Raw genomic sequence first — 21,578 nt, 5'->3', positions numbered from 1 at the left:
ATTAATGCGTAATCAGAGTGCCTTCTTTTTCACCCATCACTACGCGACGCAGTGCGCCAGGCTTGTTCATGTTGAAGACGCGGATCGGCAGTTGATGGTCGCGAGCCAATGTAAAGGCCGCCAGATCCATCACTTTCAGCTCTTTATCCAGTACTTCGCCATAGGTCAGCTGTTCATACAGCGTCGCGTCCGGGTTTTTCACCGGATCATCTGAATAAACACCGTCAACTTTGGTCGCTTTCAATACCACATCGGCTTCGATTTCGATGCCACGCAGACAAGCGGCGGAGTCAGTGGTAAAGAACGGGTTGCCAGTACCGGCGGCGAAAATCACCACGCGGTTATTGCGCAGCAGGCTGATCGCTTCTGCCCAGCTGTAGTTATCACACACGCCATTCAGCGGAATCGCGGACATCAGACGCGCGTTAACATACGCACGGTGCAATGCGTCTCGCATTGCCAGACCGTTCATCACGGTTGCCAGCATACCCATGTGATCGCCGACCACACGGTTCATGCCTGCCTGTGCCAGGCCAGCGCCACGGAACAGGTTACCGCCACCAATAACCACACCCACCTGGATGCCCAGCTCAACCAGCTCTTTCACCTCTTGCGCCATACGGTCAAGCACGCTCGCGTCAATACCAAAACCTTCGGCACCTTGCAGTGCTTCGCCACTCAGTTTTAGCAGGATACGTTGATATACAGGTTTTGCGTTGGTCGCCATGGTCAATTCTTCCTGGAAGATATGATGAATGAGAAGTTAAATCTGATCGATCATCCGCTTAGCGAACGAAAAAAGCTATTGGGATGAGACTGAAAAGTGGTCCACGCAAAACGCAGACAAAAAAGAACCGCCTTCCGGCGGTTCTTTCGGAGCATTAAGACTGTTTGGACATTGCAGCAACTTCTGCTGCGAAGTCAGCTTCAACTTTCTCGATGCCTTCGCCCACTTCGAAGCGGATGAAGTTAATAACGTCTGCGCCTTTCTCTTTCAGAGCCTGGCCAACAGTTTTGCTTGGATCGATAACGAAAGCCTGACCGGTCAGAGAAACTTCGCCGGTGAATTTCTTCATGCGGCCTTCAACCATTTTCTCTGCGATTTCTTTAGGCTTGCCAGACTGCATGGCGATGTCCAGCTGAACCTGGTACTCTTTCTCAACCACATCAGCAGACACGTCTTCTGGCTTAACGAATTCTGGCTTGCTTGCCGCAACGTGCATCGCAACTTGCTTGCTCAGCTCTTCATCAGCACCAGTGGTAGAAACCACTACGCCGATACGTGCGCCGTGCTGGTAGCTGTTCAGCTGAGCACCTTCCAGGATAGCAACACGACGGATGTTGATGTTCTCACCGATTTTAGCAACCAGCGCTACGCGTTCTTCTTCGAACTGCGCTTTCAGAGCTTCAACATCAGTCACTTTACCAGCAACAGCTGCATCCAGCACTTTGTCAGCGAAAGCCTGGAAACCAGCATCTTTAGCAACGAAGTCAGTCTGGCAGTTAACTTCCAGAATCAGTGCGAAACCATCAGCGATTTTGGTTTTGATCACGCCGTCAGCAGCAACGTTGCCTGCTTTCTTAGCGGCTTTGATCGCGCCAGATTTACGCATGTTCTCAATCGCCAGCTCGATGTCGCCGTTCGCTTCGGTCAGCGCTTTTTTGCAATCCATCATGCCTGCGCCAGTACGCTCACGCAGTTCTTTTACCAATGCAGCGGTAATTTCAGCCATTCCAGAATCCTCGATTCGTCTCTGTGTGCGTTAACACTGTCAGAAACTTGTTGCGGAAAATTTACTCTGCCCCGCTTACCCGAAAGAAGCGTGACAAACTTAGATAAATAAAAGGGGCCTGTGCGGCCCCCTTAACAGATAACATCTGATGTCTAAGGGCTCTTAGAAAGAGCGAACCTTATTAAGCTTCAGCAGCTTCTTCAGCCTGCTCAGCCAGATCCTGTGAACGGCCTTCGCGCACGGTGGTAGCAACAGCAGTCAGGTACAGGCTTACAGCACGGATCGCATCGTCGTTACCTGGGATAACGAAATCAACGCCATCTGGATCAGAGTTGGTATCAACGATAGCAAATACTGGGATACCCAGGTTGTTTGCTTCTTTGATTGCGATGTGTTCGTGGTCAGCGTCAACAACGAACAGTGCATCCGGCAGACCGCCCATATCTTTGATACCGCCCAGGCTGTTTTCCAGCTTGGCCAGTTCACGAGCACGCATCAGTGCTTCTTTTTTGGTCAGTTTGTCGAAAGTACCGTCCTGAGACTGAGTTTCCAGATCTTTCAGACGCTTGATTGACTGACGAACAGTTTTCCAGTTGGTCAGCATACCACCCAACCAGCGGTGGTTAACGAAGAACTGGTCGCAGCTCAGAGCTGACTCTTTTACCGCTTCGGCAGCAGCGCGCTTAGTACCAACGAAAAGGATTTTGCCTTTACGTGAAGAGATCTTCTGCAACTCAGCCAGAGCTTCGTTGAACATTGGTACAGTTTTCTCAAGGTTGATGATGTGAACCTTGTTACGAGCACCGAAGATGAATGGCTTCATTTTCGGATTCCAGTAACGGGTCTGGTGACCAAAGTGAACACCAGCCTTGAGCATGTCGCGCATTGAAACAGTTGCCATGATTACCTCTAAAGTATGATTGGGGTTGGGCCTCCATGTATCCCATACAACCGACCTCTTTCAAGGCACCCCGGCGTATGTGTCGATACATGTGTGTTTTAGTACACATAATGAGTTTTATGCGTTTCCTGCCAGCCACGAAACGAAGGTGACAGAGAATCGTCGGCGCGCTTTATACCATAACGCGCAGGAATACGCCAACAGTTGTTAGCAGCGTGAGCGAGGAGTCATCCCGATTTGGCAGCCTAATGACTGACTGCTAACATGACTGCCACAGAACTCATTATTGTCGAAAATGTCGGCAATTGCGGATTATTTAATGGCCATTTCAATCAAAACCCCTGAAGAAATCGAAAAAATGCGCGTGGCGGGCCGTCTGGCTGCTGAAGTGCTGGAAATGATCGCCCCGCACGTGGTGCCGGGTGTGACCACAGGTGAACTCGACCGCCTCTGCCACGATCACATCACGAATAAGCAGCAGGCTATCTCAGCCTGCCTTGGCTATCACGGCTTCCCGAAATCGGTGTGTATTTCGGTTAACGAAGTGGTGTGCCACGGCATCCCGAGCGATGACCGCGTTTTAAAAGATGGCGATGTAGTCAACGTTGACGTCACGGTGATCAAAGACGAGTATCACGGCGATACCTCGAAGATGTTCATCGTCGGCAAACCGACTATTCAAGGCGAGCGCTTGTGCCGTGTCACCCAGGAAAGCCTCTACATTGCACTGCGTCTGGTTAAACCGGGCATCCGCCTGCGTGAGCTGGGCCGTGCGATTCAGCAATATGTTGAAGCACAGGATTTCTCTGTGGTACGTGAATACTGCGGCCACGGCATCGGCAAAGGTTTCCACGAAGAACCACAAGTGTTGCACTATGATGCCGATGACGGCGGCGTGGTGTTGCAGGCGGGGATGACCTTTACCGTTGAGCCGATGGTCAATGCCGGTGATTATCGTATCCGCACCATGAAGGATGGCTGGACCGTAAAAACCAAAGATCGCAGCTTGTCCGCGCAGTATGAGCATACTATTGTGGTGACAGAAAACGGCTGTGAGATTCTTACGCTGCGTGAAGATGACACCATTGCTGCGGTGCTCGAAAACAACGCGTAACGTTCTTCAAGACAGTACCAGGCCGGCATAATGCCGGCCTTTTTTATGGCGCTTACGAGGCATGTCGATGAGTGGTAGCGTGACCGAAGCAGTACACAAAGGCCTGACTGATTCCCCCGCCAGCTGGCCCGATGAAGCCCTGACGCGTGACAAATTAAAACTCTATCTGGAGCAATTCCAGCAGCATCTCGGTATGGCCTTTGATGCCGGTACTGACGTTGAATCACTGATTGATGCCCGCACGCTATTTATCGATCGTCTGTTGCGCCGACTGTGGCGCTTCTTCGGCTTCGATAAAATGAAAGAGATTGCGTTGGTTGCGGTGGGCGGCTATGGCCGTGGTGAACTGCATCCGCTCTCCGATATCGATGTCTTGATACTCAGCCGCCAGCCACTGGATGATGCGGCCGCGCAACGCACCAGCGAACTCCTGACGCTGATGTGGGATTTAAAACTCGAAGTTGGCCACAGTGTGCGCACGCTGGAAGAGTGCTTACTGGAGGGGTTGTCCGATCTTACTGTCGCGACCAACCTGATCGAATCCCGCATGCTGACAGGCGATGTCGCCCTGTTCCTTGAGTTACAGAAGAACATTTTCAGCGATGGCTTCTGGCCGTCCTCTCGCTTTTTCGCGGCCAAGATTGAAGAGCAGCAGGAACGTCATCAGCGCTACCACGGCACCAGCTACAATCTCGAACCCGATATTAAAAGCAGCCCGGGTGGCCTGCGCGACATCCACACCTTACAGTGGGTGGCGCGCCGCCATTTCGGTGCCACCACCATGGATGAAATGGTCGGTTTTGGCTTTATCACGGAAGCCGAACGTAATGAGATCAATGAATGCCAGGAGTTCCTCTGGCGAATTCGCTTCGCGCTGCACTTAACGCTCACACGCTACGACAATCGCTTGTTGTTTGATCGCCAGCTCACGGTGGCACAGCGGCTCAACTATCTCGGCGAAGGCAATGAGCCGGTTGAGCGCATGATGAAAGATTTTTACCGGGTGACGCGCCGCATTGGTGAGCTCAATCAGATGCTGCTGCAGCTGTTTGATGAAGCGATCCTCGCGCTCTCCACCACCGAGAAACCGCGCAGCATTGATGATGATTTCCAACTGCGCGGCAATTTGATTGATCTGCGTGACCCCACGTTGTTCGAACGTGAACCGCAGGCCATTCTGCGCATGTTTTATGTGATGGTACGTAATGAGAACATCACCGGCATTTACTCCACCACGCTACGTCATTTACGCCATGCGCGTCGTCATCTGAAGCAGCCGCTGTGCCAGATTGCCGAAGCGCGTGACACCTTTATGGCGATTCTGCGCCATCCGGGCGCGGTGAAGCGGGCGCTGGTGCCGATGCATCGCCACAGTGTCCTTTGGGCGTATACGCCGCTGTGGGGCAATATTGTCGGCCAGATGCAGTTTGACCTGTTCCATGCTTACACGGTGGATGAGCACACCATTCGCGTCCTGCAAAAGCTGGAAAGTTTCGCCAACGAAGCCACGCGTCCGATGCACCCATTGTGTGTAGAACTCTGGCCGCGTTTGCCACAGATCGAACTGCTGCTGATGGCTGCCTTATTGCACGATATTGCCAAAGGGCGCGGCGGTGACCACTCGATTCTGGGGGCGCAGGACGCGCTTGATTTTGCCGAATTGCACGGGCTCAACTCGCGGGAAACGCAGTTGGTGGCCTGGCTGGTGCGCCATCATCTGTTGATGTCGGTCACCGCCCAGCGCCGTGATATTCAGGACCCGACGGTGATTCAGCAATTCGCTGAAGTCATGCAGAATGAAAACCGCCTGCGTTATCTGGTGTGTCTCACCGTAGCCGACATCTGCGCCACTAACGAAAGTCTGTGGAACAGCTGGAAGCAGAGCCTGCTGCGTGAATTGTTCTTCGCGACCGAAAAACAGCTGCGTCGCGGTATGGAAAACAGCCCGGACTTGCGCGAACGCGTGCGTCATCATCGCTTACAGGCTCTCGCGCTGTTACGGATGGAAAACCTTAACGAAGAGCGCCTGCACCATATCTGGAGCCGCTGCCGTGCTGACTATTTCCTGCGTCACACGCCGAATCAACTGGCATGGCACGCGCGTCATCTGATCGACCATGACCTTACAAAGCCGCTGGTGCTGGTCAGCCCGCAGGCCACTCGCGGCGGGACTGAAATCTTTATCTGGAGCCCGGACCGCCCTCACCTGTTTGCCGCAGTAGCCGGTGAGCTGGACCGCCGCAATCTGAGCGTGCACGATGCCCAGATCTTTACCAGCCGCGACGGCATGGCGATGGATACCTTTATTGTGCTGGAACCGGATGGCAGTCCGCTGGCCGCCGATCGTCATCCGATGATTATGCAGGCACTGGAGCAAGCGATTACCCAAACCGAGTGGGTGCCGCCGCGCACGCGTCGCCAGTCTGCACGACTTAAGCACTTCAGTGTCGATACCGAAGTGAATTTCCTGCCGACGCACACCGATCGTCGTAGCTATCTGGAGCTGGTCGCGCTGGATCAACCAGGCTTGCTGGCGCGTGTAGGGGAAGTGTTTGCCGACCTCGGTGTGTCACTGCACGGCGCGCGCATCAGTACGATTGGCGAACGAGTTGAGGATCTTTTCATCCTGGCGGACAGCGAACGGCGCGCACTTGATGTCGAAATGCGCAATGTACTGCAACAACGGTTGACAGAGGCCCTCAATCCAAACGATAAAGTGTGACCGCAATCGATTTATCGACTTAATTCTCTGTGTCAGCGCGACGCTGGCACCCGTATGACAGACTCAGGAAATTATTATGCAACAGTTACAGAGCGTTATTGAATCTGCCTTTGAGCGCCGCGCCGATATCACGCCAGCCAGCGTGGACAGCGTGACCCGTGAAGCCATCGAACAGGTTATTGGCCTGCTGGATAGCGGCGAACTGCGCGTGTCTGAAAAGATCAACGGAGAGTGGGTAACGCATCAGTGGCTGAAGAAAGCAGTGCTGCTGTCGTTCCGCATCAATGACAACCAGGTGATGGAAGGCGCAGAAACCCGTTTCTACGACAAAGTGCCAATGAAGTTCGCGAACTGGGATGAAGCACGCTTCAAAAATGCGGGCTTCCGCGTTGTCCCCCCTGCTGCCGTGCGTCAGGGCGCGTTCATTGCACGTAACACCGTGCTGATGCCTTCTTACGTTAACATCGGCGCTTACGTTGATGAAGGCACCATGGTTGACACCTGGGCCACCGTGGGTTCTTGTGCGCAGATCGGCAAAAACGTTCACCTGTCTGGCGGCGTCGGCATCGGCGGTGTTCTGGAGCCACTGCAGGCTAACCCAACCATCATCGAAGACAACTGCTTCATCGGCGCACGTTCTGAAATCGTTGAAGGCGTGATCGTGGAAGAAGGTTCAGTGATCTCCATGGGCGTTTACATCGGTCAGAGCACCAAAATTTACGACCGTGAAACCGGCGAAGTGCATTACGGCCGCGTGCCAGCGGGTTCAGTGGTGGTATCGGGCAACCTGCCGTCTAAAAATGGTAGCTACAGCCTGTACTGCGCCGTAATTGTGAAGAAAGTGGACGCTAAAACGCTGGCGAAAACCGGCATCAACGAACTGCTGCGTACCATCGACTAAGTGAGAAATTAGTCCGGTTACCCTGCCAACGGGCCTGTATTCTGGCCCGTAATTTTTTCTTTACACTCTTACCTAAACTACCTGCTTCGCGCCGCGAATTATCTGGTGCGTTTATTTTTCAAACAGTTCATAATCCGCGCCAGTTAACTCCGGTCGCGCACTGTTCATCCCGGTTTTTGTGTCTACAGTTGATTAAGTATGCCGTAAGCGTTCCGGTTGCTGCGTATCTGCCGCATCCCGAATGATGATGATAGTCCTGCGCGCTCACCCACTCTTAGATGGAATATAAACGCTATGTACGACAACCTGAAAAGCTTAGGTATCAGCTCTCCTGAAGACATCGACCGTTACAGCCTGCGTCAGGAAGCCAGCAACGACATTCTGAAAATCTACTTCCGCAAAGACAAAGGTGAATTCTTCGCCAAAAGCGTGAAATTCAAATACCCGCGTCAGCGCAAAACTGTCGTCGCCGATCACACCAGCCAAGGCTATAAAGAAGTACAGGAAATCAGCCCGAACCTGCGTTACGTGATCGACGAACTGGATCAGATCTGCCAGCGCGATCAAGTCGAAGTCGATCTGAAACGCAAAATCCTTGCTGATCTGCGTCATCTGGAAAACGTGGTATCCAATAAGATCGCTGAAATTGAATCCGATCTGGATCAACTGACCCGCAACGGTCGTTAATTTCCTCCCCGCGTTCCCAGGGCCAGCTTATGCTGGCCTTTTTTTTGCCTTAATTCAGTTTTATCTGGGCCTGTTTCACCTATCTGAATTCATAATCCCTGGCTAGTATCGGGTTATGTCTGACTTCAGGTATCACAAAATCCATGCAATTTGCAGCCATCACCTCAGGACAGCGCGGTCTGGATGTTCATATCGCCGGTGACCTCGCGCAAAAAATTCTCTCTGGAACGCTAAAGGCTGGTGATGTTCTGCCCAGCGAAGTCGAGTTGTGTAGCCACTTTGGCGTCAGCCGAACTGCCGTGCGTGAGGCGCTTAAACTCCTCTCTTCGAAGGGATTAATAGAATCGCGTCCCAAACTCGGCACGCATGTGCGCGATCGCACATACTGGAATCTGCTTGATGTGCAGCTGCTGGAATGGATGCAGGGAATCGAATCTACGGCAGAGATGTATCAACAGTTTCTGGACTTCCGTGAGGCTATCGAACCGCAGGCTGCCAGACTGGCTGCACTACACGCTACGCAGGCACAACGCACCGAACTTTCTCTGTTATTTCGCGAAATGATCGCTGTTTGCGCTGCGAGTAACTTCGATCTTGCTCGCTGGCTGGAGGCAGACAGTGCCTTTCATCGCCTGATCTTTCACTCTACCGACAACTGTTTTTACATCCCGTTCGGTAATTTGCTGGAAACCATCTTTAAATGCTTTTTTACCTGGCCTTCTAGCGCGCAGGATATTTTTTTGGACGAACACCGCAAGATTTATGAAGCGATCATGATCGGCGATGCCGATGCGGCGCACAGGGCGTCGATGAATCTAATGCTTAACAGCACACAGCCTCGGCTATAACTTTCCCCTCACCGATACGTGGGTGGGCGCGATAACAACCACAGATCACGCAGCGCTTCTCTTTCCGCACCGCGCGCTGCTGGGCTGATAGGGGCCGTCGACTGCGTTTCGATCGCGCGATGAATCCAGGGCTGAAAACGGTCGCTGTTCAGGCTGCGATCCGTGAGCGAGAGCAGTGGAATCAAGCGCAGACTGACACGATCGCGATTTTTCCATGGCCAGGTTTTGCTGTCATCACTAAACGGTGCCATATAATTCAGCGCACTCAACAATGAACCGCTCTGCTGTTGATAGTGCCAAAGATCGCCCGCGCCGCTTCGCTGTGCCAGTTGCGCGAGGCTGGTCAGAGCCTGCAAATTGAAATAGCTATAGTGGAACGAGCGTGTGCGTACCAGTTCCATTGGCTGCGTTCCGTCCGCACGAATTTGCCCGGCGATTTTATCCTGAGCTAAAACCACCATCTGCTTAATCACCTGAGGTTGATGCAAATACCACGCGATGCCCGCCACCTGTGCGGCATACCAACTGCCATGATTATTAGGTGCATCACGCTCGCCTTGTGCCAACTGACTGTGCAATAGCCAGCCGAGATAATCGCTAAACCATGCATGTATCGCAGCCTGATCCTGCGGGTGCCAGCCGGGCGAATCTTGCAGTAGCTGCAGTGCATCCACTATGCGCGTGGCAAAGTAACGCCCATCCAGCACACCGGTGTGTCGGCCCTCAGCCTTACCCGGCACACCCTGAGCATAATTAAGATTGGGATTCATGCGGGTGGTGGGATCGATGAACCAGCTGCGAATCATCGATTGGGCTTTCGCTGCATAACGGGTGTCGCCGGAAAAGTACCAGGCCAGTGCTAATGCCTGCACGTCTGCGGTGAAACGGGCCAGACGCACACCGTCGCTTTGGTCGTTTTTACTCGCCGGATTGACCTCACCATCGCGGCGTACCCATGGCAAGCCATTGGGCTTGTCGGGATTCGGCCACCAGTAGGCACTCAGGCTGAGATAATCATGGCGGGAACCGCTGGGAGGTAACATCCCTTTCTGCGTCACGCTGGGATTGGGCTGATTAAGCGCGCGATCGGCAGCCTGCTTGAGTTGCTGCCACGCCTGCTCAGTCTGTGGCGCAGCCTGATGATTTTGCAGCGCAGTTCGCGTCTGTTGCATCTCTTCGCCAGATAAAAAGGCCAGCGAAACAGCTTTGGCATGACAGGTCGCGGTCATCAGCAAGCCAGCCAACAGCCAGATCAGGCGCACATTCAAACGGGGCATCTTCCTCTCCTGGCCCTGCTAAGGGTTAGCTCTGTTCATCCAGTTGCAGCGCCACATACAGCAACAATCGATCGTCAAAATTGCCGAGGTTTAATCCGGTTAGCTCGGAGATGCGGTTCAGGCGATACTCGAGCGTATTACGATGGATAAATAGTGCGCGTGCCGTGGCGCTGGGCTGCACGTTATGACTGAACCACGCCACCAGCGTACGTCGCAATAATCCATTATTATCATTGGCTTTGAGTTTCGCCAACGGACGCGCCAGTTCATTCGCTTGCCAGCCACCGCGCAGGCTATCCAGCAGTACGGGCAGCACCAAATCCTGATAGAAGAAGCTGCGCTGTTCCGGCATGCGCTGTTTGCCCACCATCATGGTAGTACGCGCCGTACGGTAGGAACGTGCAATACTGCCGGGACCGGTAAAGAAATTCCCCAGCGCGATGCGCATCCGCACCTGCCCACTCTCTTTCATACGCTGTAATAACTGATCCACGCGACGGCGGTGATCGTCTTGATCGTAACGGCCGTGGGCATTGAGCGCCGGCTTCAACACCACCATTTCAGTGAGTGAAACGATAGCAATCAGGTTGTCACGATCCGGCGTTGTCAGCAGAGTTTGTAAATGCTGCAATTCCGACATCGCACTGTCAACGCCAAGCTGGCCGCTGTCGACTTCCACCACCGCCACCACGCGCGGTTGATTGAGATCGATGCCCAGGCGCTGCGCCCACTCGCTCAACGCCGGTGAAAGCGTATCGCTGCGAATCAGGTTCAGCACCAGCTCTTCGCGCAGACGGCTATCCTGCGCCAGCATGTGCAACAGCCGCGCTTGTTCCAGCATCATTTCGGCGGTCATACACACCAGTTCACCGTAGTGACGCAGCGCTGCCGGCTGGCCGGTCAGGCCGATAACGCCGACAATCTCGCCGTCAATACGCAACGGCAGGTTGATGCCCGGACGTACGCCATGCAGATGTTTCGCCACGGCCTCATCAATGTCCACCACCCTTCCCTGTGACAACACCAGCAGCGCACCTTCGTGCAATTCGCCAATACGCTCACGATCGCCGCTGCCAATAATGCGGCCGCGTGCATCCATCACGTTGACATTACTGTCAATAATTTGCATGGTGCGGGCAACAATATCCTGAGCCAGTCGCGCATCGAGATGATAGGTGGCCATCAATCACTCCAGAGAAAGGGAAGAATTGACAGAATACGCATCCCACGCACGGCTGGCATTGTGCAACTGCACATAGCCGGATAGAGAATACGGGAATTGCGGTAGGCGTCACATTGCGAAACGGACATCTGCACAATGTGGACCACACTAAAAGGGTGTTGATGCTAGCCAATCGCGCAGCTGTGCCTGACAAAAACAAAAAAGGCGAGCCGAAGCTCGCCAGTGTTCAATCATCCCAGACTTACTGCATCAGCAGATAGAGGCTGCTGTCGCCACGCTGCACATTCAGGGCCAGCACGGACGGTTTGGTGTCGAGGATTTTGCGCAGTTCACCAAGGTTGGCAATCGCCTGCTGGTTAACGCCCCTAATCACGTCACCTTTCTTCAGACCAATACGCGCTGCAGCACTACCTGCCTTCACATTATCCACGCGCACGCCTTTCTGGCCGTTGCTGTCGATGTTGCTCAGGTCGGCACCTTCAATGCCGGTGTAGATCGTGGCGGACTGCACTTTTTCCTGCGAGCTCTGCTGCAGTTCAACCGTAATCGTCACCGGTTTACCGTCACGTAACAGACCCAGCTGCAGTTTAGTGCCCACTGGCAGTGAACCCACTTCTGCACGCAGCGCGGCAAAACTGGTCAGCGGTTTGCCATTCATCGACACCACGACATCGCCGGCTTTCACACCCGCTTTTGCCGCTGCCGAGTTAGGCAGGACCTGGCTCACAAAGGCACCGCGCTGGGCATCGACTTTCATCGCTTTCGCCAGCTCAGAGTTAAGCTCGGTACCCATAATGCCCAGCTCGCCACGCTTCACCTGACCATACTCGATCATCTGCGCCGTCAGGTTTTTCACCATCGCGCTTGGGATAGCAAAGCCGATACCGATATTGCCACCGTCTGGCGCCAGAATCGCGGTGTTAATCCCAATCAGTTCACCGTTCAGGTTTACCAGCGCACCACCAGAGTTACCACGGTTGATGGCGGCATCGGTCTGGATGAAGTTCTCGTAGTTCTCGACGTTCAAGCCGCTGCGGCCCAATGCTGAAACGATACCGGAGGTCACCGTTTCGCCGAGTCCATACGGGTTACCGATTGCGACAGTGTAATCACCGACACGTAAGTCATCGGAGTCAGCGATCTTAATCGCCGTCAGGTTCTTGGCGTCCTGCAGTTGAATTAGAGCAATATCAGACTGCGGATCTTTACCAATCACTTTGGCGTCATAGCGACGGCCATCGCTGAGCTGCACCTGAATTTTGGTGGCGTTATCTACCACATGGTTGTTGGTGACGACATAGCCTTTGTCGGCATTAATCACGACACCCGAACCGAGTGCACGGAATTTTTGCTGCTGGGTGTTGGCGCCGCCGTTGTCACCGCCCTGGCTACCATCACCGCCGCCCTGGCACATTGGCGAGCTTTGGAATGGCGAACCGTCCTGGCAGAATGGCGAGTTATCACCAAAGAATTGCTGGAATTGCTGCGGCATGCGCGGGTTTTTCACCGTGGTGCTGCCTTCAACGCTAATACTCACCACGGAAGGCATCACTTTTTCCAGCATCGGCGCCAGGCTTGGCAACTGTTGATTCGAGGAGGAAGCACTTTCCGCCGCGAAACTGACAGGGCTCAATGCCATGCCCAGACTAAGCGCCAGCGCACTTAACATTAATGTGCTTTTTTTCATTTGTCTGTGTCTCTCTAAGATTTACGGCCAGACCATTGCTGTGGTCGTGATGGTGAGATTAAGTTTTTAGCGCGAAGTTCCTAATGAAGTTTTGGGTAAAGGTAAAAATTTATTCTTCATCTTTACAAAACTCAGCTTATTCCACGGCCATCAAACGACGATACTCATCCCATGCATAATTGTCTGTCATTCCGCTGATATAGTCCTGAATCAAGCGCGAACGGTAATAACGCTCCCACAACAAACGCTGATATTTATGCTCGACAATCAGTGTACGCATCTGCTGCTGATAAGCTTTGCGATGTTTTCCTGAAAGCTTATGAAACAGTCGCGTTTCTATCGGATATTTCGGCAGAAAATCGTCGTTCATCAGCGTAGTAAATTGTTCATAATCCAGCAACATTAATGACTGATAGATTTCCAGCAACCCTTTTATTACCCGATAACCTTGTAATTCGAGTTGCTCAACTTCCGGATGATTAAATACCTGCTGGCGCGCCACGGTTTTAAATAATTTCAACAGACGGCCTTCATCACCGTCATCTTCCAGCAGCGCATGATTGAAGTTTCCTTCAAAAATAGCCGGGAGATTATCGACAAAACGGCGCACGGCATGGCTAACCAACACATTTTGCACGTTAACCCGTAATGACATGAAAAATTGATCGCTCAGGCTACGGCGTTTTTTCTGGTTGGCTTCTTTCCATGCCTCGCTCACTGTGCGACTGAACGCATCACCACTATTTACCGGCCCCCAGGCTTTGAGCAGAGACTTATACAAGGTCTCAACATCAAAAATGTCTTTTTCGACCGCATCATCTAAATCGGCAATACAGTAGGAGATATCGTCCGCGGCTTCCATAATCCAGGTGAGAGGATAGCGATGATGCTCCTTAATATGGGTCGCAGCGCGTAAGTCAGCCACATATTCACGCTCGGACAAATAAAAACCAGGCTTCTTCATCAGCACGCTAAATTCTGCAGGCTTATCGCCCTGCCACCATGCGGGGGCGGTATATTTTAAAATACAGGCCACCTGCGCATAGCTAAGATTGAGCTGCAGCAGCGTATGCACCAGGCGAATCGCCTGCGCATTGCCTTCGAAGTGGCACAAATCCTGACGAATCATTGCATTTAGCTGGTCAAAATCAGTGCGCTGATACTCATCTGCCACGCCCGCCACCAGCGGGTCCACGAGTTCAAGAGGCAGATTGTCGTCAAACCAGTCATTGATCGCGGCTTCACCAAAGTGACCAAACGGCGGATTCCCCACATCATGCAGCAGGCAGGCCATCTCAATCAGACTCTCAAACGCGCCTTCAAACTCATCCAGCCCGTAATTTGCCAGTCCACCGCCCTGCGTTTTCAGGTATTGCAGGATCTCTTTGGTGATATAGCGCCCGGTTTGCTGCACTTCCAGCGAGTGGGTCAAACGTGAACGCACCGCTGCATTACGCTCCAGAGGAAATACCTGAGTCTTTTGTTGCAGGCGGCGGATCGCGGCAGAATTGATGATGCGGCCACGGTCACTCTCAAAGTGCCGTGTAATAAAGTATTCGCCCTCTGGATCTTTGCGGCTGGTATAAGGGCGGGTGAAACTGATCTTATTTTTGAAATTGATCGGCGCCATCATTACCCCTTATTTTTTGGTGAATTCATCCTCTGCCAGCCATGGTAGACTATGCCTCACTTTTAAGCTTTACATCTATAACTACAGCGAGATTCTTTATGAAAGCAGGCATTATTGGCGCGATGGAGCAGGAAGTCACCCTGCTGCGTGACAAAATCGAAAACCGTCAGACGCTGACGCTGGCTGGTTGTGAAATTTATACCGGCACGCTGAACGGTGTTGAGGTTGCTCTGCTGAAATCAGGCATCGGTAAAACCGCAGCAGCGCTCGGCACGACCCTGTTGCTGGAGCTGTGCAAACCCGACCTGGTGATCAATACCGGCTCTGCGGGTGGTCTGGCCGCTTCACTGAAAGTGGGCGATATCGTGGTTTCCGATGAAGTGCGTTATCACGATGCCGACGTGACCGCATTTGGTTACGAACCGGGTCAGATGGCCGGTTGCCCGGCAGCCTTTGTGGCGGATGAAAAACTGATCGCCGCTGCAGAGCAGGTGATTAAGCAGTTGGATCTCAACGCGGTGCGCGGTTTAGTGGTCAGCGGTGATGCCTTCATCAACGGTGCTGAGCCACTGGCACGCATTCGCACCACCTTCCCACTGGCGATCGCCGTGGAGATGGAGGCCACCGCCATCGGTCACGTTTGCCATCAGTTCAAGGTGCCGTTTGTTGTGGTGCGTGCAATTTCCGATGTCGCGGACAAAGAATCCCACCTGAGCTTTGATGAGTTCCTGGTTGTTGCCGCTAAACAATCGTCGCTGATGGTTGAAAACCTGCTGGCACAACTGGCGCGTGGCTAAATATTGGCTACTGGGGCTATTGCTGATCGGCAATAGCCTGTTTGCCGCTGCCCCGCGCGTTGTCACGCTATCGCCCCATCTCACTGAACTGGCTTTCGCTGCAGGCATTACGCCGGTAGCGGTCAGCGCCTATTCAGATTTTCCGGCGCAGGCCAACCAGCTGGAGCAGGTGGCAAACTGGCAGGGCATCAACGTTGAACGCATCCTGCAACTGAAACCGGATGTGGTGCTAGCCTGGCGCGGCGGCAATCCGCAGCGGCAGATCGATCAACTGCAACGTCTGGGCATTAAAGTCGAATGGATTGATCCGCAGACCATTGATCAGATGATTGATGCGTTAGCAGCGCTCAAACCGTGGAGTCCACAACCTCAGCAGGCGGCGGCTGCCGCACAGGCGCTGCGCCAGCAAGAGGATGATCTGCGTAAACAGTATCAACAACGCACGCCGATCCCTCTGTTTTTGCAGTTTGGTCAACAGCCGCTGTTTACTGCATCGCGTAATACGTTGCAAAACGAAGTGATCACGCTGTGTGGCGGTAAAAATATCTTTGCTGACAGTCGCGTAAGCTGGCCACAGGTGAGCCGCGAGCAAGTGCTGGCGCGCCATCCCGAGGCGATTGTGATTGGCGGTGACCGTGCGCAAGCCGCGAATATTGTGAAATTCTGGCAGCCACAACTGACGGTGCCGGTGATTGCCATTAACGATGACTGGCTGAGTCGACCGGGTCCACGTATCCTGCTGGCAGCCAAACAGCTGTGTGCAGATTTACATCCGGCGAAAAATAGCACCAAAAAAGATTAAAGATTCGGCAAAAATTGTCGAAAATCAAAATACAAGGCACTGCGGCCACGTATGCTCAGTGCCCTTTTTGCGCAACGCGCAACTTTTGACTTCACCAGGAATTATCAATGACCAGAGCACTGCTCCTGGCCATAGGGCTTGCGATGGCTGCGCCAATTGGCGCGGCGACCTCCACCGGCTCTATTGCCGTCACGTTGACCATATTTTCCCGCTGCGATATCTCACGGCAAAGCGAACAAACATTGCCATCGATTGATTGTGGACGTCACTTCAGTGCACAGCCGCGCGTGACCGAAAGCGTGTTAAAGCGCGATGCGAAGCGTCGTGAGTCGTCACGATTAGTGACCGTAGAGTGGTAACGTTCTGACCGCCAGAACGGCGGTCAGAAAAGGGGATCAGATGCTGAAGGAAGAACCACAACCGCAAGTCGTTTTCGCGTTCGGGTTTGTCACGATAAAACGTGAACCCTCAAGACCTTCGGTATAATCAACCGAGCCGCCCACCAGATACTGCAGGCTCATTGGATCAACCACCAGCGCCACGCCCTGCTTTTCAATGGTCATGTCGCCGTCATTCATTTGATCATCAAAAGTAAAACCGTACTGAAAACCACTGCAACCGCCACCGGTGATGTACACGCGCAGTTTCAGCTCAGGATTCTCTTCATCCGCGATCAAATTTTTCACTTTTTTCGCTGCTGCTTCAGTGAATTGCAAAGGCAGCGCTGCTACGTCGTCACTCATGTTTTACTCCGGGTAAACGTCCAGGTCAGAAAACGACCTTAATTTCACTATTATCTGCCAGCCGCCCAGTGCAATCAAGTACTGCGCTTGACACTGTGTGCCGCCTGCGCTGCGCTAAAGTATAGCTTTAAAAGGCTTTCGCACCCGCTTGCCTTTCTAATCGGGCGACTCTTCCCTTAGAATGGCGCCAGAATTTTTTTCCAGAACAGCAGGAGCCGAGCAATGAGTAAGTCTGAAAACCTGTATGCCGAAGCGCAACGCCTGATCCCTGGCGGTGTGAACTCCCCGGTACGTGCTTTTACCGGTGTGGGCGGCGTGCCGCTGTTCATCGAACGCGCCGACGGCGCTTATCTGTATGACGCCGATGGCAAAGCCTACATCGACTATGTCGGTTCATGGGGCCCAATGGTGCTGGGGCATAACAACGCCAATATCCGCAATGCGGTGATTGAAGCGGCATCTCGTGGTTTAAGTTTCGGTGCCCCAACCGAAATGGAAGTGAAAATGGCCGAGCTGGTGTGTGAGCTGGTGCCAGGTATGGATATGGTGCGCATGGTGAACTCCGGCACCGAAGCCACCATGAGCGCGATTCGTCTGGCTCGTGGCTTTACCCATCGTGACAAGATCGTCAAATTTGAAGGCTGCTACCACGGCCACGCCGACTGTCTGCTGGTGAAAGCGGGTTCCGGCGCATTGACCCTGGGCCAACCGAACTCACCGGGTGTTCCGGCTGATTTCGCTAAACACACCCTGACCTGCACTTACAACGATCTGGCGTCAGTACGCGAAGCCTTCGAGCAATATCCAGAAGATATCGCCTGTATCATCGTTGAACCCGTTGCGGGCAATATGAACTGCATCCCACCGCAACCGGACTTCCTGCCGGGCCTGCGTGCACTCTGTGATGAGTTTGGTGCGCTGCTGATCATCGATGAAGTGATGACCGGCTTCCGTGTAGCGCTGGGCGGTGCTCAGGCTTATTACGATGTCACGCCGGATCTGACCTGTCTCGGCAAAATCATCGGTGGCGGCATGCCGGTGGGCGCATTTGGTGGTCGTCGTGATGTGATGGCTGCACTGGCACCAACGGGTCCGGTTTACCAGGCGGGTACGCTTTCCGGTAACCCGATTGCCATGGCGGCCGGTTTTGCTTGCCTGACGCAGATTGCTCAACCGGGCACGCACAGCACTCTGACCGACCTCACCACCCAACTGTCTGAAGGCTTGCTGGCAGCGGCAAAAGCAGAAAACATTCCGCTGGTGATCAACCACGTTGGCGGCATGTTCGGTATCTTCTTTACCGATGCCGAAAGCGTAACCTGCTATGCCGACGTGACAAAATGCGACGTTGAGCGCTTTAAGCGCTTCTTCCACCTGATGCTGGAAGAAGGCGTTTACCTCGCACCTTCTGCTTTTGAAGCGGGCTTTATGTCGCTGGCACACAGCCAGGAAGATATTCAGCGCACCATTGATGCGGCACGCCGCAGTTTCGCGAAGCTTTAAGCCATTAGCGGGCGCCAGGAATGGCGCCCCTTCATTGATGTGCCCGGCTGTCCCTTGAGGCACAACGTCCCCTAAAGGCACCCTTGCCGTTCGTTCGCATCGTTATGCTCAGCTACACGCATATACCCATTTCCGTTAGGTTGCACAATTATGCGCAGCTGCCCTGTAAGCGCCGATTGACGTAGGCTGCGCGTTTATGCGCGACGCAACAGCCAGATAAAATACGGCGCGCCAAAGAAGGTCGCCATTAAACCTGCAGGGATCTGATCCGGGAACGCCAGCATCCTGCCGCACCAGTCTGCAAACACCATCAATCCGCCGCCTAATAATCCCGCCATCAACACCTGCGGTAATGCGCGCCTGAAGCCCAGCATGCGCACGATATGCGGCGCCATCAAACCGACAAAACTCAACGGGCCGATGGTCAAGGTCGCCGTGGCCGTTAACGCCGCCGCCAGCAGCAGCAGGGTCAGACGCGAACCTGTTAATGCCATCCCCGCTGAACGTGCCGTCGCACTACCCAGCGGCAGCAGTGTGAGCCAGCGGCTCGCCAGTGGCGCGAGCGCAATAAATACGATACCCACCACGGCGCTTTGCACTGCCTGCGGCATATTGATGTTGTAAGTCGAACCGGAAATCCAGCTTAGCAGGCCGCCCATGCGCGGATCGCCACTCGCCATTAACACCATCAGTAAGGTGACAAAGGCACTGTTAAGCGCCATGCCCGCCAGCAACATACGCTCCGGTGAGAAACCTCCGCGACTGGCGACCAGCATAATGACCAGCAGCGTCAGCGCCGCGCCTAATGCGCCAGCGGGCAGCAACCACGCCACGGCGTCACCCGGCACAAAGAACATCATCACAACCACACCACAGGCCGCGCCGGAACTGATGCCTAACACTTCCGGACTGGCCATCGGGTTGCCAGTGAGGCGCTGAATCAACGCACCTGCAACACCCAGCATCATCCCCACGACTAACGCCGCCAGCACGCGAGGTGCACGCCACGGCAGCAGTTGATGCAGCATCTCACCACTCACCCACGTCCAGCTGTGTGCATCACGACCAAAGGAGATGCCGATAACGCTCAGCAGCGCCAGCACCCCAAGGCCAATGCCACACCACAGCACCACCTTCTGGCGCTCTGCCGGCACCTTGTCGCCCATATTCATTGCCGGTGGAACCGAGCCGGTACGTAAACGCGGCAACAGCCACAGCAGAATCGGTACGCCAATCAACGCGGTCGCTGTGCCGGTGGAAACCTCGCGCCAGTGGCTGGTCAGCCACAATACGCACTGATCGGCCAGCCACAGCAGTAAGGCACCAATCAGCGGAGCCAGCAGCATACGGCTGAGTAAGCGACGCCCCCCGAGCATTTTCGCCAGCAGTGGTGCAAACAGCCCGATAAAACCGATAATCCCGGCGACGTTCACCAATTGCGCACTTAACAGAATCGCCAGAGCGAGTGCGCCGACACGCGCAGCAGACAGTGCCAGACCGAGATTTTTTGCTACGCCGTCATCAAGCCCCATGAGCGTCAAGGGGCGCAGCAATGCCAGCGCCACGACAAAAGCCAACAGCAGACGCGGCCACAGCATGGCGACGTTGTGCCCATCCATCTGATTCAGTGTGCCGGTGCTCCACAAGAACATATTCAGCAGCTGATCATGATTGAAGATGGCAAAGATTTGATTCACCGAACCGGCATACAGGCTCAGGACCAACCCGGCGAGGATCAGTGTCACGGGTGACAGCCGTTTGCCCCAGGCCACGCCAAATACCAGGATGCCCACCAGCACTGCGCCCGCCATCGCAGCAAATTGCTGTGTCAGCTCACCACCCGGCAAATGCCAGAGCGTGGCGACCGTAATACCGAGCTGTGCACCGGATGACACACCCAACGTGGTCGGTTCCGCCAGCGGATTGCGCAGCACCTGCTGAAACAGTAAACCGGCCAATCCGAGACCCGCCCCCACCAACAGCGCCAGCGCCAGACGCGATAACAGGCTGTGATGGAACACCACCTGTTGGATACTGTTGATGTCCGGCGCAAAGAAGGCTTGTGACCACTGCGCCGTTGGCAGCGCGTCACGCAGATTGATAAAGGTCAGCGCCAGCGCCAGTAAAAACATGCTGCTTAGCAGCATCACAGGAAAGAGACGATGGCGCATCAGTGCGACTCCAGCGCGTGTTCCAGCACGCGGACAAATTTCAGCGCTGAATAGGTCGCGCCGTAATACCAGACGGCAGGCACACGCTTGAAGCGGCCCGCGCGGATAAACGGCAGCGCCTGCCACAGCGCAGTTTTCATCACCTGCTGCATGTCACGATCGTTATCGTGATCAAAACAGATCACCTGCACATCGCCGACATCGGCTAACCGCTCAAGCCCAACCACGGCACTGCCCCAGAAATTGGTTTCACCCTGCCAGGCGTTACTCAGGCCAAGGATTTCCATCACTTCGAGGAACAGACTGTTGGTGCCAAACGTGATGGCGTGACGGCTGTCCATCAATGACATCAGCAGCACCGGACGATCTGCCCAGGGTTTGAGACGTTCGCGCGCTGCCGCTAGCTGCTCATCCAGGAATTGCAGATGCTGTACCGCCTGCGCTTCCCGGCCCAGCCGGGCACCGAGCGCATGCAGTGATTTACGGGCAGTACTTAACGGTTTACCGTCCCCGCTATTCAGATCAAAGCCCATGGTCGGCGCGATGCGATCGAGTTTATCTAATCCCGGACCGTAGCCGTTGGAGTGCAGGATTAAGGAAGGTTCGAGCTGCGTCATCAGTTCCAGATTGGGTTCGGTGCGCAGGCCGAGATCGATGGTGCTGGCGGATAGCATCGGCTCAACAACCCAGATGTTGTAGTTGCGCAAATCAGCCACACCGAGCGGCGATACACCGAGCGCCATCAGTAGCTCAACGGGTAGCCATTCCAGCGCCAGGATGCGCTGCAGATCGGGTGTTGCCGCACGCAATGGGGCAACGTTCATCAGTGGCGTCAGTGCCAGCGCCGTCAGCAAGCGACGGCGTGAAATGTCGAACATG

At 54.2% G+C, this 21,578-nt stretch carries 19 protein-coding genes; 9 read left to right on the top strand and 10 right to left on the bottom strand.

Annotation, left to right across the window (positions count from 1 at the left end):
- Position 1 precedes the first annotated feature (1 nt).
- The 3 genes from pyrH to rpsB form a co-directional block, all read right to left on the bottom strand.
- Positions 2-727 carry a UMP kinase gene (gene pyrH, locus F3J37_RS15045; protein ID WP_034829488.1) on the bottom strand — a complete coding sequence of 242 codons (726 nt, stop codon included), beginning with the start codon at positions 725-727 and terminating at the stop codon, positions 2-4.
- A 154-nt stretch (positions 728-881) separates the two neighbouring features.
- Positions 882-1,733 carry a translation elongation factor Ts gene (gene tsf / locus F3J37_RS15040; protein WP_166934125.1) on the bottom strand — a complete coding sequence of 284 codons (852 nt, stop codon included), beginning with the start codon at positions 1,731-1,733 and terminating at the stop codon, positions 882-884.
- A 181-nt stretch (positions 1,734-1,914) separates the two neighbouring features.
- On the bottom strand, positions 1,915-2,634 hold the full coding sequence (gene rpsB, locus F3J37_RS15035; RefSeq protein WP_034829491.1) for a 30S ribosomal protein S2: 720 nt from the start codon (positions 2,632-2,634) through the stop codon (positions 1,915-1,917).
- A gap of 319 nt (positions 2,635-2,953) precedes the next feature.
- Here rpsB and map point away from each other — a divergent pair, with 319 nt between their 5' ends.
- The 5 genes from map to F3J37_RS15010 all read left to right on the top strand — a co-directional run bounded on the left by map (position 2,954) and on the right by F3J37_RS15010 (position 8,906).
- Positions 2,954-3,748, top strand: a complete 795-nt coding sequence (gene map / locus F3J37_RS15030; RefSeq protein WP_034829494.1) for a type I methionyl aminopeptidase — start codon at positions 2,954-2,956, stop codon at positions 3,746-3,748.
- Positions 3,749-3,815: 67 nt separating this feature from the next.
- A complete protein-coding gene (gene glnD, locus F3J37_RS15025; RefSeq protein WP_166934123.1) occupies positions 3,816-6,470 on the top strand; it encodes a bifunctional uridylyltransferase/uridylyl-removing protein GlnD in 2,655 nt (884 codons plus the stop codon).
- 76 nt (positions 6,471-6,546) lie between these two features.
- Positions 6,547-7,371 carry a 2,3,4,5-tetrahydropyridine-2,6-dicarboxylate N-succinyltransferase gene (dapD, locus tag F3J37_RS15020; protein WP_166934121.1) on the top strand — a complete coding sequence of 275 codons (825 nt, stop codon included), beginning with the start codon at positions 6,547-6,549 and terminating at the stop codon, positions 7,369-7,371.
- A gap of 294 nt (positions 7,372-7,665) precedes the next feature.
- A complete protein-coding gene (locus F3J37_RS15015) occupies positions 7,666-8,058 on the top strand; it encodes a DUF3461 family protein (RefSeq protein WP_034829501.1) in 393 nt (130 codons plus the stop codon).
- A gap of 143 nt (positions 8,059-8,201) precedes the next feature.
- Positions 8,202-8,906 (top strand): FadR/GntR family transcriptional regulator, encoded by a 705-nt coding sequence (locus F3J37_RS15010; protein ID WP_166934119.1) that lies wholly within the window; start codon positions 8,202-8,204, stop codon positions 8,904-8,906.
- Positions 8,907-8,914: 8 nt separating this feature from the next.
- Here F3J37_RS15010 and F3J37_RS15005 read toward each other — a convergent pair whose 3' ends face one another.
- The 4 genes from F3J37_RS15005 to dgt all read right to left on the bottom strand — a co-directional run bounded on the left by F3J37_RS15005 (position 8,915) and on the right by dgt (position 14,683).
- Positions 8,915-10,183, bottom strand: a complete 1,269-nt coding sequence (locus F3J37_RS15005; protein WP_205298951.1) for an alginate lyase family protein — start codon at positions 10,181-10,183, stop codon at positions 8,915-8,917.
- Between the two features lie 25 nt (positions 10,184-10,208).
- Positions 10,209-11,366 (bottom strand): CdaR family transcriptional regulator, encoded by a 1,158-nt coding sequence (locus F3J37_RS15000; RefSeq protein WP_034829508.1) that lies wholly within the window; start codon positions 11,364-11,366, stop codon positions 10,209-10,211.
- A gap of 241 nt (positions 11,367-11,607) precedes the next feature.
- Complete coding sequence (gene degP, locus F3J37_RS14995; protein WP_166934117.1) at positions 11,608-13,053, bottom strand: serine endoprotease DegP; 1,446 nt, start codon at positions 13,051-13,053, stop codon at positions 11,608-11,610.
- 136 nt (positions 13,054-13,189) lie between these two features.
- On the bottom strand, positions 13,190-14,683 hold the full coding sequence (gene dgt, locus F3J37_RS14990) for a dGTPase (RefSeq protein ID WP_166934115.1): 1,494 nt from the start codon (positions 14,681-14,683) through the stop codon (positions 13,190-13,192).
- Positions 14,684-14,781: 98 nt separating this feature from the next.
- Between dgt and mtnN the strand changes: the two genes are divergently transcribed.
- The 3 genes from mtnN (at position 14,782) to F3J37_RS14975 (ending at position 16,641) form a co-directional block, all read left to right on the top strand.
- Complete coding sequence (mtnN, locus tag F3J37_RS14985) at positions 14,782-15,480, top strand: 5'-methylthioadenosine/S-adenosylhomocysteine nucleosidase (protein ID WP_166934113.1); 699 nt, start codon at positions 14,782-14,784, stop codon at positions 15,478-15,480.
- Positions 15,473-16,282: a vitamin B12 ABC transporter substrate-binding protein BtuF gene (gene btuF / locus F3J37_RS14980; RefSeq protein WP_166934111.1), complete on the top strand. Its 810-nt coding sequence runs from the start codon at positions 15,473-15,475 to the stop codon at positions 16,280-16,282. Before mtnN ends, btuF begins: the two co-directional genes overlap by 8 nt.
- Positions 16,283-16,389: 107 nt before the next feature.
- Positions 16,390-16,641: a hypothetical protein gene (locus tag F3J37_RS14975; RefSeq protein ID WP_034829521.1), complete on the top strand. Its 252-nt coding sequence runs from the start codon at positions 16,390-16,392 to the stop codon at positions 16,639-16,641.
- A 36-nt stretch (positions 16,642-16,677) separates the two neighbouring features.
- Here the strand turns inward: F3J37_RS14975 and erpA are convergent, their stop codons facing one another.
- Positions 16,678-17,025 carry an iron-sulfur cluster insertion protein ErpA gene (erpA, locus tag F3J37_RS14970; protein ID WP_034829523.1) on the bottom strand — a complete coding sequence of 116 codons (348 nt, stop codon included), beginning with the start codon at positions 17,023-17,025 and terminating at the stop codon, positions 16,678-16,680.
- 222 nt (positions 17,026-17,247) lie between these two features.
- Between erpA and hemL the strand changes: the two genes are divergently transcribed.
- Positions 17,248-18,528: a glutamate-1-semialdehyde 2,1-aminomutase gene (hemL, locus tag F3J37_RS14965; RefSeq protein WP_058960858.1), complete on the top strand. Its 1,281-nt coding sequence runs from the start codon at positions 17,248-17,250 to the stop codon at positions 18,526-18,528.
- Positions 18,529-18,722: 194 nt separating this feature from the next.
- Here hemL and fhuB read toward each other — a convergent pair whose 3' ends face one another.
- Positions 18,723-20,699 carry a Fe(3+)-hydroxamate ABC transporter permease FhuB gene (gene fhuB, locus F3J37_RS14960; RefSeq protein ID WP_166934109.1) on the bottom strand — a complete coding sequence of 659 codons (1,977 nt, stop codon included), beginning with the start codon at positions 20,697-20,699 and terminating at the stop codon, positions 18,723-18,725.
- Positions 20,699-21,577: a Fe(3+)-hydroxamate ABC transporter substrate-binding protein FhuD gene (gene fhuD, locus F3J37_RS14955; RefSeq protein ID WP_166934107.1), complete on the bottom strand. Its 879-nt coding sequence runs from the start codon at positions 21,575-21,577 to the stop codon at positions 20,699-20,701. Before fhuD ends, fhuB begins: the two co-directional genes overlap by 1 nt.
- Position 21,578: the final 1 nt, after the last annotated feature.

The organism is Candidatus Pantoea communis, from assembly GCF_011752685.1.
Lineage (GTDB): Bacteria > Pseudomonadota > Gammaproteobacteria > Enterobacterales > Enterobacteriaceae > Pantoea > Pantoea communis.
The sequence above is the reverse complement of the archived record's forward strand: the minus strand, read 5'-3'. Positions and strand labels throughout refer to the sequence as shown.